The organism is Desulfobacter sp. (genome assembly GCF_050177295.1).
Genome location: NZ_JBFXHE010000087.1, coordinates 1 through 12,885 on the forward strand (window position 1 = coordinate 1; position 12,885 = coordinate 12,885).

13 protein-coding genes are annotated in these 12,885 nt (G+C 49.0%); 8 read left to right on the forward strand and 5 right to left on the reverse strand.

Translation table 11 applies throughout. From position 1 onward, the window contains the following. On the reverse strand, window positions 1-568 hold a 568-nt coding region (locus tag AB7U36_RS08640; protein ID WP_428159383.1), incomplete at its 3' end, for an LptF/LptG family permease. A 102-nt stretch (window positions 569-670) separates the two neighbouring features. Between AB7U36_RS08640 and AB7U36_RS08645 the strand changes: the two genes are divergently transcribed. Then, window positions 671-1,312 carry a thiamine diphosphokinase gene (locus tag AB7U36_RS08645; protein ID WP_428159384.1) on the forward strand — a complete coding sequence of 214 codons (642 nt, stop codon included), beginning with the start codon at window positions 671-673 and terminating at the stop codon, window positions 1,310-1,312. A gap of 25 nt (window positions 1,313-1,337) precedes the next feature. On the opposite strand, the gene AB7U36_RS08650 is transcribed toward AB7U36_RS08645, so the two are convergent. Continuing rightward, on the reverse strand, window positions 1,338-2,243 hold the full coding sequence (locus tag AB7U36_RS08650) for a flagellar basal body-associated FliL family protein (protein WP_428159385.1): 906 nt from the start codon (window positions 2,241-2,243) through the stop codon (window positions 1,338-1,340). 252 nt (window positions 2,244-2,495) lie between these two features. Continuing rightward, window positions 2,496-2,816 carry an IscA/HesB family protein gene (locus AB7U36_RS08655; RefSeq protein WP_428159386.1) on the reverse strand — a complete coding sequence of 107 codons (321 nt, stop codon included), beginning with the start codon at window positions 2,814-2,816 and terminating at the stop codon, window positions 2,496-2,498. 144 nt (window positions 2,817-2,960) lie between these two features. On the opposite strand from AB7U36_RS08655, the gene AB7U36_RS08660 reads away from it, so the two are divergent. Beyond that, window positions 2,961-3,287, forward strand: a complete 327-nt coding sequence (locus AB7U36_RS08660) for an SDR family NAD(P)-dependent oxidoreductase (protein WP_428159387.1) — start codon at window positions 2,961-2,963, stop codon at window positions 3,285-3,287. Then, window positions 3,229-4,908, forward strand: a complete 1,680-nt coding sequence (locus AB7U36_RS08665; RefSeq protein WP_428159388.1) for a HEAT repeat domain-containing protein — start codon at window positions 3,229-3,231, stop codon at window positions 4,906-4,908. The genes AB7U36_RS08660 and AB7U36_RS08665 overlap by 59 nt, the downstream gene beginning before the upstream one ends. A gap of 70 nt (window positions 4,909-4,978) precedes the next feature. Here the strand turns inward: AB7U36_RS08665 and AB7U36_RS08670 are convergent, their stop codons facing one another. Beyond that, window positions 4,979-6,742 carry a glycosyl hydrolase family 28-related protein gene (locus AB7U36_RS08670; RefSeq protein WP_428159389.1) on the reverse strand — a complete coding sequence of 588 codons (1,764 nt, stop codon included), beginning with the start codon at window positions 6,740-6,742 and terminating at the stop codon, window positions 4,979-4,981. Between the two features lie 458 nt (window positions 6,743-7,200). On the opposite strand from AB7U36_RS08670, the gene AB7U36_RS08675 reads away from it, so the two are divergent. Further along, entirely contained in the window at window positions 7,201-8,466 is a 1,266-nt protein-coding gene (locus AB7U36_RS08675) for an MBOAT family O-acyltransferase (protein ID WP_428159390.1), read from the forward strand. 35 nt (window positions 8,467-8,501) lie between these two features. Then, window positions 8,502-9,425, forward strand: coding sequence for a hypothetical protein (locus AB7U36_RS08680; RefSeq protein ID WP_428159391.1), 924 nt, complete (start codon window positions 8,502-8,504; stop codon window positions 9,423-9,425). Here the strand turns inward: AB7U36_RS08680 and AB7U36_RS08685 are convergent. Continuing rightward, on the reverse strand, window positions 9,417-9,959 hold the full coding sequence (locus tag AB7U36_RS08685; RefSeq protein ID WP_428159392.1) for a hypothetical protein: 543 nt from the start codon (window positions 9,957-9,959) through the stop codon (window positions 9,417-9,419). The two genes, AB7U36_RS08680 and AB7U36_RS08685, sit on opposite strands and share 9 nt — an antisense overlap. On the opposite strand from AB7U36_RS08685, the gene AB7U36_RS08690 reads away from it, so the two are divergent. The 3 genes from AB7U36_RS08690 to AB7U36_RS08700 all read left to right on the forward strand — a co-directional run bounded on the left by AB7U36_RS08690 (window position 9,952) and on the right by AB7U36_RS08700 (window position 12,449). Continuing rightward, window positions 9,952-10,215 carry a hypothetical protein gene (locus AB7U36_RS08690; protein ID WP_428159393.1) on the forward strand — a complete coding sequence of 88 codons (264 nt, stop codon included), beginning with the start codon at window positions 9,952-9,954 and terminating at the stop codon, window positions 10,213-10,215. The genes AB7U36_RS08685 and AB7U36_RS08690 overlap by 8 nt on opposite strands. A gap of 70 nt (window positions 10,216-10,285) precedes the next feature. Continuing rightward, complete coding sequence (locus AB7U36_RS08695) at window positions 10,286-11,122, forward strand: hypothetical protein (RefSeq protein WP_428159394.1); 837 nt, start codon at window positions 10,286-10,288, stop codon at window positions 11,120-11,122. A gap of 13 nt (window positions 11,123-11,135) precedes the next feature. Next, on the forward strand, window positions 11,136-12,449 hold the full coding sequence (locus tag AB7U36_RS08700; RefSeq protein ID WP_428159395.1) for a BREX system ATP-binding domain-containing protein: 1,314 nt from the start codon (window positions 11,136-11,138) through the stop codon (window positions 12,447-12,449). The last annotated feature ends 436 nt before the right edge of the window (window positions 12,450-12,885 follow it).

A 12,885-nucleotide genomic window follows, 5' to 3' on the forward strand; every position in this document is an offset into this window, starting at 1 on the left:
TGGCGACGATATCAGCAGTCCTGCGGTCCTCAATGAATACGTCCGTCAGATCCCGGGTGCCCATATCCACATGGGCCACATAAATCATGATCCCGGTAAGCCGGCTGTTGAACTGCCGCTCCTGCAGTGCTGCGTCAATACTGGATCTGGCCAGTTCTATGGTTTTCATTTTCAGGGCCAGTTTGCCATTGGGAATCCCGTAAACCGTCATCCACAGGGTTAGAAAAAGGGTGATCACGCTGAATATAAGCACCGGCGGCAACAGTTTGTACAACGACATTCCCGCTCCTTTCAGGGCGATGATCTCATTTTCCCCTGACATGCGCATGATGGTCAAAAGCACCGAAATCATGGCTGACATGGGAATGGTAAATTCCATGAACCGCGGCAGGGTATAAGAGATCAAAAGCAGGATATCCGTGATACTGGAGTTGTAATTCACCACCATATTCGTGATATCCGGAATCCGGGTCATCAGAAACACCGAGGTTAAAAAAAAGGTGCTTATGGCAAACGGCGGGATAAGCTCAAAAAACAGGTATGTATGTATACGTTTGAAAACCTTCATCGCCTGGGAAAATATGAACTTCCGGACATTGTGTCAATAAATAGTGTGTTAATGAATAGTATTGTTTGCATTATAGTATTTTTCTGGTATGAAAACTAAATTATGAAAACAGTCATTGTGGCAAACGGAACCCTGTCTGAAACAGACGGGCTTCTATCCCGGATTCAACACGCGGACATGGTTATTGCCGCAGACGGCGGGGCTGTTCATCTTCACCGTATGGGTATTGTTCCCCGGATTATCATCGGCGACCTTGATTCTATTCCCGAAAACGTCCTTTCGTTCTTTAAGGAAAAACAGGTTAAAATTTTAAAGCATCCGGTACGCAAAGACCAGACAGATATGGAGTTGTGCATGGAATATGCCATTAACCATGGATGTACAGACCTTCTCATTATGGGTGCCACCAGCACCCGGCTTGACCATACCCTGGCAAATATTTTCCTCCTGCGCAGACTTGCAGACCTGGGAATCCCCACCACGATCTCAGATGCATCTAATGATATTCATATTGTTGTTTCCCGACTGACACTCACGGGCCGCCCCGGAGATCTGATATCCGTCATCCCGGTATCAGACCATGTTAAAGGGCTGACTCTGGAGGGGCTGGAGTACCCGTTGACAGATCAAAGCCTTTGCATGGGAACCACCACAGGTATCAGCAATGTATTCACACAGGATCTGGCTGGAATCAGTCTTAAGTCCGGCGCCGTACTGGTCATCAAACCCAAGGCGGAAAACTGACCACCTGCCTGTCAGGAGGCATTTGTCAGGAGGTCTTGGGGTTCTCTTTTTTTGCGTCTTTTTTGCCGGTTTCTCCCTCTTCTCCTTCAGCGGGCGCCTCATTGCTTGGTGCAGCAGTATGTTCAATGATAAATTCTTCCACCTTGGCTGCAGATAAGGCAATAACCACATGATCAATGACAACTTCTTTGATTAACCCGTCAATGTAGGGATTGAGTACATCCTTGACCTTTTCTTTCTGAACCTTGATGCGATCAAAATCAGACACATCATCATAGGTCAAGGAAGACAGATACATGATAGCTGCATCCCTGGCCCTGGGATGAAATTGGGGCACAGTCTGTTCCGGCATCAGTTCCATAAGTTCCAAATGCATACTCAGACACAGGTAGCGATCCTGGGCATTGGAAGAATGCTTGTCCAGATTAACGGCATAGGGAGCCATTGTAACAATCGGATTGACTGCACCTGATCCCTCTTTCCCCTTCTGGAGAACCGTTTTCTTCCATTCTTCCTTGCGGCCGTCTTCGCCCTCAAGGATCATGAGATGGTCGCTGAGTTCAATCACCTTGTAAAAACAGGTGTCATTTTTTTTCCAGACATTGTCGATATCTGACGCCAGGACGGAAAAAATGAGCTGTCCCCCATCCAAATGCCAGGTACCGCTGGCCGTCCCCCTGGAATCAACAATTTTGGAGGTTACATCTGCAATCTTGACCGAAGAGCTCCACGTGCCTTTTATATCCACGGCAATGAGAATATAGGTTCGGTTCCTGTAGTAAATCCAGTTACCCGGAATCAGATCCGTATCCTTTTTCTCTTTTTCTCCGCCGCACCCTGCAATACCGGCAAGGAACATGAAAAAGAAAAATATGACAGCACAGACAACAGTACACCTGTCCAAGACCACTTTTTTAACCTGTTTCTCCATGGCATTTTCCCTGAAGAATTGCGACATTGGAATACATTTGATTTCCCATTTACCCTTGTGCCTGCACAGGCTACCATGGTCGGTGTTACGGGTCAAGCAGGACAAAAACCATTGGTGCGTGCCTCTTGCCCGGACAATGGTATATAATACCACCTTAAAACTGTATACGACCAAATTAATTTAAGAATAAAAAGACGTCTTTGTTGTGCACCCAATGTAAAGACGCCTTTTCATTAAACGACTAAAAAGAACTTAACTTCCGCAGGACCCGCCGGAGCTGCAGCTACCGCAACCGCTGCCCTGGCCCAGAGCAATGCCTGAATCAAGGCTGAACCCCATACCATTGAAATCAATTTTAATCTTTTGTGCTTTTTCCATAAACACTTTATCTGCCACGAATTTAAGCCCGTTAACGTCAAAAAGGTCATCGCTGTCCTTAGGCTCATCCAGAGCCATTGCAAGAGACGGGCCCGCTCAGCCGCCTGAGTTGAGAAAAATCCGGATGGGGGTGGGTTCTTTCCCCTGGAAATAGTTGTCGATCTGGGTTTTTGCAGCAGCTGAAAGTTCAATCATTGAAAAGCCTCCTAGTATTTAGTATATGGATTGCCAGGCTTGGTGCCTATATAAAATTTAAAATTAACCATACATTATTGCGTGTCAATGTCCGAATTTTGCATTAAATGTAGAGATAACGTTCAAAGTATATAAAGAATTTCGATGAAAATTCTTGTCACCGGTGGGGCTGGGTATATCGGCAGCCATACCTGCGTCGAACTGCTTAACCAGGATCACGAAGTGGTGGTGGCGGATAATCTTGTCAACTCGTCAACCACGGCCCTTGACCGGGTCAAAAACATTACGGGAAAAGATCTTGTATTTGACCAAACAGATTTGCTTGATGAAGCCGTTATCCATGCGGTGTTCAATGCCCACAAAGACATTGAGGCAGTGATCCACTTTGCCGAGCTTAAAAAGGAGAATATATATGGCGTCATTTATTTCGGAATTCAAAAGGATGATCAAAACAGGGGAGATAAATTCTGATACATTGTCACAGATTTTAAGCTTTGATAAAGATCAGCAGCAGGCCATGATTGAACAGCTTGCCCTGGCTCCGGACAATGTTGCCTATGATATTCTGTCTTTTATTATGAACACCATGGGCCCCACCCATCCCCTTCGTCCGCGCTTGTATCAACTCACCATGGACAGGGCACATATTAATTTTAAATTTTCCATGATCCTGATCAACCACACCAACCCGGACCGGCCCGGCCCCATCACCCATTTAATCCGGCATATTTTAAGCAAGGAAACAGACAAGGAACTGCTCAAGGACATTTTCCGGGCCGCAGGCAGACTTGGCATGGAATTTCTCGTTGATGACCTGACGGAGTTTGTTTTTTACGATGATCCTGAACTGCGTAAGGAAGCGGTCACAGCCATGGAACGTATCGGCACGAATAAGGCTGTGCAGCGTTTGGAACAGATCGCGCAGACTGACAAATGCGGTCCGGATATTCTGGATGCCCTGGCTTTTTTAAAAGGTAAACGAAAAACACCCCCTGGGCCCCAGCCCCGGAAAAAAGCAAAACCGTCTCAACTGCCCCAACCAGCCAGACAACCCCAACCCGCCAAACCGGCACCCCCCTGCCAGGCCCCTATAGACCCCAATGTCCGGCTGCTGGTCTCCCCTAAAATTGAAGACCGCTTAAATGCCTTTGAATACTTTGGGGACAAAGGGCCTGAAGTGGCCCATGCCCTGCATGACAATCTGGAAAATCAAACACCCGATCTTCTGGTGAACCTGTTAAGGCTTATCGCAAGGACCATTCCCGAGGAATCGCTGGGCGATCTTCTGACCCTTACCGAAAAAAAAGATCTTAAAAATTCGGTCCGTTTTTCTTTGTATACAGCCCTGTCACATTACCCTGAACTTGAATCCACAGCGCCCATTGTCAAGGCGGTTACAGATCCGGCTATTTTTGTGAGCATGGCAGCCATCAGGGCCTTGGACAGACACTGTTCGGATTATGTGGTTGCCGAAATCAGGAAAAAAATTGAATCCGGCACCAAAGCGGGGGAAACCGTGGCCACGACGATTCTGGATACATGCGCGCCCCGGCTCATAGAGGCGTTAATGGCCTCGGACACATTTTCATATATCAGTTCAAACTATCTGGACTCTTTTGCTCCGGTCAGGACCATTGACACCTGGATCAGCATTCTTGAAAAACGGAAACAGACCTCAACCGCCAAAAAATTTGCCCGGATCAGGGATGACCAAAACCAGACAGGCCGCCCGGTGATTGTGGTGATTCATCCATCAGCACCCTACCTGGATGTCTTTTCTATACTCATTCACAGATGCGGATTCTGCGCCCGAACCTTTTTCGGCTCCCAGGAGGCGTTCGAGTTCATTGTAAATGAAAAACCGGCTGCAATCATAACGGATTTTTTTGTCAGACAGATGCGGGTCAACGACCTTGCCCATGAAATCAGAGAGCTTTATCCGGCAACCCAGGTTCCCCTCATGGTCAGCTCCCTCCAGCGGCACCTGGACAAAAGCAATCTAACATCAATGTTCCAGGCCTGCGGAATCAACGGATTCTGGGAATTTCCGGCAAAACCCGGCCAGATCAAATCCCTGGCCGGGGGGAAATAGTCAGGTTCGGGTATTGCAGGTGCCTGAACGAAAACCGTCAGTGCGTAGAAGCAACCCGGACCCGCTCTTTTTACCGTGATTCTTTTTTTTGCAGCTCGTAAAGGGAAGGAATAGCGATATCCGGACGGTTCAATCCCTCCACTGTCATCCACCGGGTGTGACGGTCTTCAGTTGATCCGGCCAGGGTGATGGCGTGGTTGCCCCTCCTATGTATACCAATGTAGAATGCCTGGGGATAGTGCTCATACATGGTCGCAGGCTTTTTTGATGAGGTACTCGCAAAATCATAGGTTTGCACGAACGAATCTCCTGCATATTCGCCGTAGCCGGTAATCTTTGCGGGTGCTTCGATATTCCAGAAAACGTTTCTTACGCCTGCATGGGGAAGCACGCTCAAATCACCGCCGGAGCAAACATAAAACCCCTTCATTTTTTCAAATAGATTTTCGAAAGGGAAGATGCCATGAAAATCCATGGCCGTGTCCGTGCCTGAAAGGAGATTTCTCCCTTCATAATGTGTTTTGCATTCTGTGATAACGTTTCCTGATGCCGTCATTGTAAGTGTCACCGGATGAACCAGCCGGGCATGGAACTCAACGTTTTGGACCAGGTTGTCGTTTCCCCAGCCAATGGTGACACCGGCATGTCCTTCCTGCCCTATAAATGACAGGTCCTTCAGCGTCCACTGCGCAGAGCGGCTGAGAATAATTCCCTGGGTCATGTCGGCGAAGGTCACATCTTGTATCCATCCGTTCACTGCGCTGCTGATCCAAATTCCACCCCACAGATAGTCCTGCTCCTGGGCGGTACGGATAATTTTTCCATCCGCTTCCTGAAACGGTTTGTGGTGCCGGTACCCTCCGGGCCAGGCACTTTCGATGCGCAGATGTTCAATGCCGATCCCGCAAATGCCGTTGAAAGAGAAAATTTTAGGGGTGTAGCGTAAGGGCTGATCGAACCTTGCCGGACGGGTCAGACGGATGGTATGGGCGTTGATAATCTTTTCAATACCTGCGATCCAGGAAAGCTTTTGTGCCGCAGGTCCAAACGTGTCTTTCTGGACCGGGCTGAGCGTGAAAGGCGTGGTCAGCTGCCCAGGGATATCTGCTTTATCGGGTGCCGGATATGTAGGGTCGATGAGAGGATCGCTGCATGCGATAGTCACCATCTGTCCTTCGGAAAATTTTCCGGTATCAGTCACCGTGATCTCTTTTTGTCCCCGGAGCACGTTTTGTGTAAAAGCGGCCAGTTCTTTACGATCCTCACCGCCTATAACGGCTATTGCCGTATGACGCCGGGCTTCTATCTCGGCTGAAACGGTTCCCAGGCGACGGATCATCCCCTCCTTTCCCGGCGCACCCATGAAAAGGGTGGTTCCGTTTTTACCGGAGCCGTTGCCCCGTAAAACGATACGGTCAGAACGGATCTGGAGGTATGGAGACGCCTTTGTCTGATGAATGTCATATCTGCCTTGGGGCAAAAATACAACCCCCCCGCCGACTGCTGCCGCAGCATCAATGGCTGCCTGGATTGCCAAAGTGTCTTCTTGGCCGTCATCCGGAACAGCTCCGAACCGAATATGGGTGACATCAAACACCGGGGATTCTATTTTGGGTATGGATTTTTCCCCCATACCATACCCAGCCCTTGAAAAATCAGGAAGGCCGGTACCTGTGGGGCCGTTCCTGACAAACGCCTTCCACACAGAAGGCATCCATTTTTTTGCTGTTTCATCTGCATAAGCAGGCTCTTCTTTTTCTGCAAGTGTTCGTTTTTCTACTCCGGCCTTGCAGCATCCAGCCGATAAAAAATAAGAAAAAATAAAAACCGTCACTCCTTTTAAAATCAATGCATGATTAAAATTTTTCAGGATTTGCATCAAGAGAATCGCCTTTCCAAATGAGTTATTGAAAAAAACATATCAGTGTATGGATATGGTTGTCAATTTTACAATTGACTCAGTCGATGTAACTCTTTATAGTCCCCCGGTGTAAGTGAAAAGAAGGCAAAGGGTTTCAAAGTTGTTAAAAACGAAGGGGACATAGGACTTGGTCCTGCAATTATTTATTGACCATTTAACATGAATACCCGTTGCTGACGGCCATGCTGTTCAATTCCTTTCAATTCGCCATTTTTTTCCCTATTGTAATCGGGCTCTACTATTCCATCCCCCATCGGCACAGATGGCTTTTACTTCTATTATCCAGCTATTTTTTTTATTCCTTTGCAAAAACCGAATACATTTTTCTTCTCATAGGATCGACCCTGGGCAATTATACCTTGGGCGTCCTCATGTCTGATCTCCCGAAAGAAAAAAGAAAACCTTATATGCGGGCAGGTGTTTTCCTAAACATCGGAACGCTGTTTTTGTTCAAATATTATAACTTTTTCAGCAAATCAGCCACCAGTGCGCTTGGGTCCCTGAATATCCACCAGGACGTTCCTATGCTTCAACTGCTGCTTCCGGTGGGCATTTCCTTCTATTCATTCCAGAGCCTGGGCTATATCCTGGATGTTTACAACGACAAAGCTCCGGCGGAGCGTAAACTGAACATTTTCGCGCTGTTCACGGCATTCTTTCCCCCGTTGCTTTCAGGGCCAATCAACCGGGCCCGGCACCTGATGCCCCAGTTCAAACAACCCCATGCCTTTGATTATCAAAACGTGACCCAGGGGCTGCGGCTCATACTCTGGGGGCTTGTCAAAAAAATGGTCATTGCCGACCATCTTGCCGTGTATGTCAACCGTGTTTTCAACCATGTGGGGGATTATCAGGGTATTACCCTCATTATCGCCTCCCTGTTCTATACGGTGCAGATCTACTGTGATTTTTCAGGATATACGGACATGGCCCGGGGCTGCGCTCAGGTTTTGGGATATAACCTGATGGAGAACTTCAGGCATCCTTATTTTTCCACTTCCCTTCACGAATTCTGGCAACGCTGGCATATCTCCCTGTCCACCTGGTTCCGGGATTATCTTTATATTCCACTAGGCGGGAACCGAGTGACAAAATGGCGATGGCGCTACAATATTTTTATTACTTTTATGGTAAGCGGTTTGTGGCACGGAGCAGACTGGACATTTGTGATCTGGGGCGCTTTGCATGGCCTTATACTGATTCTGGAGAATGTCACGCACCATTTCCAGAGGCAGCTGGCAGACAGGTTGTTTCCGGATAAGACATCCTGGCTGAATCAAGGGATCCAGGTGGCGGTCACCATGTGCATGGTCTCTTTTGCCTGGATATTTTTCCGGGCCAATTCGGTTTCCGACGCATTCACCTTTATCCGTAAAATGTTCTTGATCGGCATTGACGGATTTGGTTTGAAACAGGCTGGAATTGATGTTGTGGGCATCCCGCAGTTTGTTTTTCTGCTTTCTGTAATTTTGTTTCTTTTTCTGGTGGAGATCTGGGAAGGGCAAGGATGGGTCCAGGAAAAGGTGGGCACTCTTTCCCTTACGGCCCGCTGGGCCATCTATACCGCCGCATTCTGGGCGGTGTTGATTTCGGGTGTATTCGGAGTAAAACAGGAATTCATTTATTTTCAGTTCTGATAAGGAATCAATTTTCAGGCTGACGAAAGCAGGAGATGAGCGGAAAGCGTTTTATTATAAAATTAGTGATCTTCGGGGTGCTGAATCTTTTTATTCTCTCGCTCCTTCTCTATTGCTTTTCGGGAAGGCACCGGGACATCCGTCTTTCATATGCCGAAAGCGAGTCAAACCTCCTGGTAACCGGAGAAAACGAACATTATCCGGCCGTCTTTCTGGGGACCTCTAGGGGCCGGGTGCTTTCCCGGGACGGGAACCATGACATGGTGGAGAAAATCCTGGGCAAAAAGGTTGCCAACCTGTCCAAAGGAGGCGGCGGCGGTCTGATGCCCATGGATGTTCATCTCTCTTTTTTCCTGAATCAGGGAAACACTACAGATCATGTTATTTACCTGGTGGACCCGTTTATTTTCTATTCCTCCATCAACAATGAAAACAACGATTTTTTTCTCAGGGATGAGCCGTTTGAGCTGTTCATTTTTTTAAAGCTTATTAAGGACCGTTACCCTATAGACCGGCTTTCTTCCTACCTTCAGATGATTACAGTCACGGACTGGCAAAATATCTCCCGTTACCTATCCCCCGGACTGACAGACGGCACACTTAAGACAATCGATAAGGAAAAGATGGAAAAGGCGAGACAACATTATCTGAAAAAGTATGACCGGAACAGCTTTGTCGCATACGGACATGTGGTTGATGACATTAATCGGCTGGTAAAAACGCACGGCGCCACCATTACCTATGTCATACTCCCACTGTTGATGCCCGATTTTCCCGGTCTGCCTGAGGTGGATGCTTTCCTGCGTGAAACTGCTGATCGTGAAGCAGGGGTGTTTTACATCAATTGCGCATCGTGCATGCAGGATAAGAAATTTTATTACGACCATATGCACTTCAATAAAACAGGCATTGAATATTTCTTAAAGACATACATCCTTTCCGTCCAAACACTACAATAGTCCGGCCTCTTCCTCGTCCCGGCACCAGGCGTCCAGGTATTCATGAATAAATGCGGTTTTTGCGTTCCCCCGGGGCGTCAGCCATACATAGCCCATACCATCCAGCTGTCTTTCCAGCAGACTGAAAAAAGCCTGTTCAATACCTGATTTATCCTGGGCCAAACCCAGGGCGGCACACTCATCTACCACGGCCCGGGTGAGCTGGCCTTCGGGCAGGAACCCGTCGCAGATCATGGCATTCCAGGCTTCCGGAAAATGGACAATCTTCCAGGCGCAGATATCATCAGGGCGCAGGATACGTTTATTGTCCGGATTGAACGGAGCAGGTACAAAGGCCATCTTCATACGGGAAAACTGCATCAGCTCCTTGAGAAGGACCTGCTTATCCTGGCCAAATATCCACTCTTCGGGTTCCAGCAGCACAGGCGGGTATTCCTTGCTTGTCAGTGCGTACCGGAAAGGACCTTGTTTTTTCCAGAACGTTTTGAAATCCTTAACATTGGGCAAAATCTTTCTTACACATGCCGTGATCATTGCTGATTATCCATTATTTTTCATTGTTTCCGCCTTAATTATAGGCGGTTATAAATCAATGCATAACAGGATTCAAGGACAATCCTCACTCGCCCCTCAGGTCAATCACCTATCACTTCCGAATGTGTTGCCCTGGCCGTGGAAACAAAGCGTGCGTGAATCACCGAAGATAAAAAAATACCCAGGGCATTTTGCCCCAAACCGCCTGTTCAACTCAAAATGTCCTAAACCGCCTATGAACATGAGCCTTGCTTAACCATTGAAATTTTTCCGGTAGCAGTGTAGAAAACAGGTCTATTATAATTTAAAAACAAACGAGGAATCAAATGCCGGAAACCAATGAATTTCTTGAAGATGTTCAAGAGGATTTAAAACAGATCGTCCAGCCCTTTCAGCAGGACCTGAACCAGAAACAGAAAAAAGCCGATTTGATCAGACAATGCATCCAGTGTGCGGGAAAGGATGACTTTCTCCAACTGGATGAACTGCTTAAAAGCAGACTGGCCAGGGATATATGCGAGGACAAAACCCTTGAAAGCTGCGCCCCGGTATTTGAAACCCTGGGGGCCTATGCCGATGAAAAGGTGGAGCAGTACCGCATGGATCTCATCGAAGACCTGACTCTCAAATGCGAAGAGGCCGGTCTTGAAATGGAGATGGATTTTCCCAGGTTCAGGGTTTTAAAGGGCATCACCGGGGAGATTGATTTTGCCAGCCGCTCCACGAAAATCAACAAAAAAACACTCAAATCCATTGATCCCCGGCGGATCATGGCCATGGTGGTCCGGCTCAAGAAGCAATTGTACGATACGCCCTATGATCCCCAGGACTTCATTGATACCCTGGGCAAGGTCTACCTGGAACGCCTTGAAAAAGAAGATCTGCCCGCTGGCCGTCCCATTCCCATGCAGCAGTTTTACCTGGCCTATGTAATCTCTTTGCAGTCCAAAACCTTTTTCCAGGACATGGACAAGGGAAAATTCAAAGGCTACAGCCTGGATCAATTTTCCGTGGACCTGTGGCGGTACTACCAGGCAGGCATCGGCGGCACGTCCCAAGGATACGAACTTCAGCTCACCCCGGGCCGGAACAAAGCCCTGTGGCTCCTGGACACCCAGGGGGAACTGCGCCAGATCACTGCCATCTCTTTCCATAAATCTTAAAGGATCTTTGGTCATGATATCATTGGATGCCCTTAAAGAACTCAAACCCTTCCAGGCCAGGTCCATCATCGAAGAGTTGCGCAAGGGCAGCGTGCCTGTGGAATATGTGCCGGTATTTACCGTGGGCCGGCAGCAATGGCTCTCCTATATCGAAGACGATCTTGCAAACTACATTGCCCAGGGCGGGGCCAAGGTGCGGTTCATCAGCGGGGATTACGGGGACGGTAAAACCCATTTCATGTCCGTGGTCCGGCACCTGGCCATGGACAAAGGATTTGCCGTCTCCTTTGTGGTCCTGACCCGGGATGTGCCCATCCACAAATTTGAAACCGTTTACCAGTCCATTGTCCGGCAGCTCCAGGGCAATTTTGACGGCATGGGCATCCGGGATCTGCTGACCGCCTGGCTGGAGTCCCTGTCACCGGAATTCCAAGGAGCCAAGGCAGAGGCTGCCACAGAAAAATGTACGGCCCTGGCCGAAGAATTCAGGGATATCCCGGACATGGATATCAACTTTGCCAATGCCTTGGCCGCCCTGGTGAGCAACCGGTTTGCCCCCATGGAAGAGGGGGAGGATGGGGAAAGCCGCAAGGCAGACCGGGAAATCCTCATGCACTGGTTTGACGGCGGCAAGGTCACCAAACGGGAACTCAAGCCTTTCCAGGTTTACGAATACCTGACCAAGGCCAATGCCCGGCAGCTGATGAACTCCCTGATCCTGTTTTTACGGCGGTTCGGGCACCAGGGCTTAATCCTGCTCATGGACGAAATGGAGACGGTGGTGGCCATGGGCGCCTCGGTGCGCAATGCCGCCTACGAAAATGTCCGCCTCTTCATCGACAACAGCGAGACCGCCCAATACCTTCACATCTTTTTTTCCATTATCCCGGACGTTCTGGTATCGGAAAACGGATTTAAATCCTACGACGCCCTGTGGAGCCGGGTGCGGTCCATCGGGGCATCGGGCGGCGACGCCAAACGCCTCAACTACCGGGGCGTCCTTGTGGATATCCACCAGACCCCGCTTCAAACCGAAGAACTGGTGGACCTGGGCCGGTGCCTGCTCTCCCTGCACGGCATCGCCTACCGCTGGTCCCCGCAGGAGATGGTCACGGACAAGATCCTGGAGGATATCTGCGCCAGCCAGAAAAGGATGGGGGTCATCAGCGAGGTGCGGCTTTTCATCAAGCAGCTCATCGGGATCCTGGACCTGGCCGAACAGGGGCAGAACCCGGAGGAGATGGACATGGCCCGGCAGATGGTCGAGACCCGAAAAGAGATGGAAGCGGAAAAGATAAAACAGATGGAGCCCACCTGGGATTCTTAAATCAGGATTTTTAAATCGGGACGCATAAACCGGAAACCGAGCCTTGGGAGCGGACCCGCAGAGTCGGCGGATCACGGAAAACCAGCCAGCCGACCGAAGAACTTCCCTGCTTTGCCCGCAATTACCACAAAGCCTGGAAAAACATCAATATCCATTCTCTCCAGAACCTGTCTTCAGGCGAATGGAAGACACTCACGGGCAAGCTCAAAATCCTCCACGGCCGGGCCTACGGGTGGGAGCCGAGAACCGCTGAACTGACCCGGGAGATGATGCAGGTCCTCGCCCAAAACAAAGGTGGCTGACTCCAGGATGAAATTGAGGCTCATAGTCAACCTCCTGGATCTGGAACAGCAGAAAGCGCCCTGCTGATCCCCATGGTCCAGAGCTCTGATCCTTCATTACTGCATATGTAACAAATGACCGTCATATTGATGGG

Excerpts from the sequence above, each read along its gene's own strand:
- AB7U36_RS08695 (WP_428159394.1), top strand. The coding sequence starts at position 10,286 with ATGCCGGAAACCAATGAATTTCTTGAAGATGTTCAAGAGGATTTAAAA.
- AB7U36_RS08660 (WP_428159387.1), top strand. The coding sequence starts at position 2,961 with ATGAAAATTCTTGTCACCGGTGGGGCTGGGTATATCGGCAGCCATACC.
- AB7U36_RS08685 (WP_428159392.1), bottom strand. The coding sequence starts at position 9,959 with ATGATCACGGCATGTGTAAGAAAGATTTTGCCCAATGTTAAGGATTTC.
- AB7U36_RS08650 (WP_428159385.1), bottom strand. The coding sequence starts at position 2,243 with ATGGAGAAACAGGTTAAAAAAGTGGTCTTGGACAGGTGTACTGTTGTC.
- AB7U36_RS08700 (WP_428159395.1), top strand. The coding sequence starts at position 11,136 with ATGATATCATTGGATGCCCTTAAAGAACTCAAACCCTTCCAGGCCAGG.
- AB7U36_RS08680 (WP_428159391.1), top strand. The coding sequence starts at position 8,502 with ATGAGCGGAAAGCGTTTTATTATAAAATTAGTGATCTTCGGGGTGCTG.
- AB7U36_RS08645 (WP_428159384.1), top strand. The coding sequence starts at position 671 with ATGAAAACAGTCATTGTGGCAAACGGAACCCTGTCTGAAACAGACGGG.
- AB7U36_RS08665 (WP_428159388.1), top strand. The coding sequence starts at position 3,229 with ATGGCGTCATTTATTTCGGAATTCAAAAGGATGATCAAAACAGGGGAG.
- AB7U36_RS08675 (WP_428159390.1), top strand. The coding sequence starts at position 7,201 with ATGTCTGATCTCCCGAAAGAAAAAAGAAAACCTTATATGCGGGCAGGT.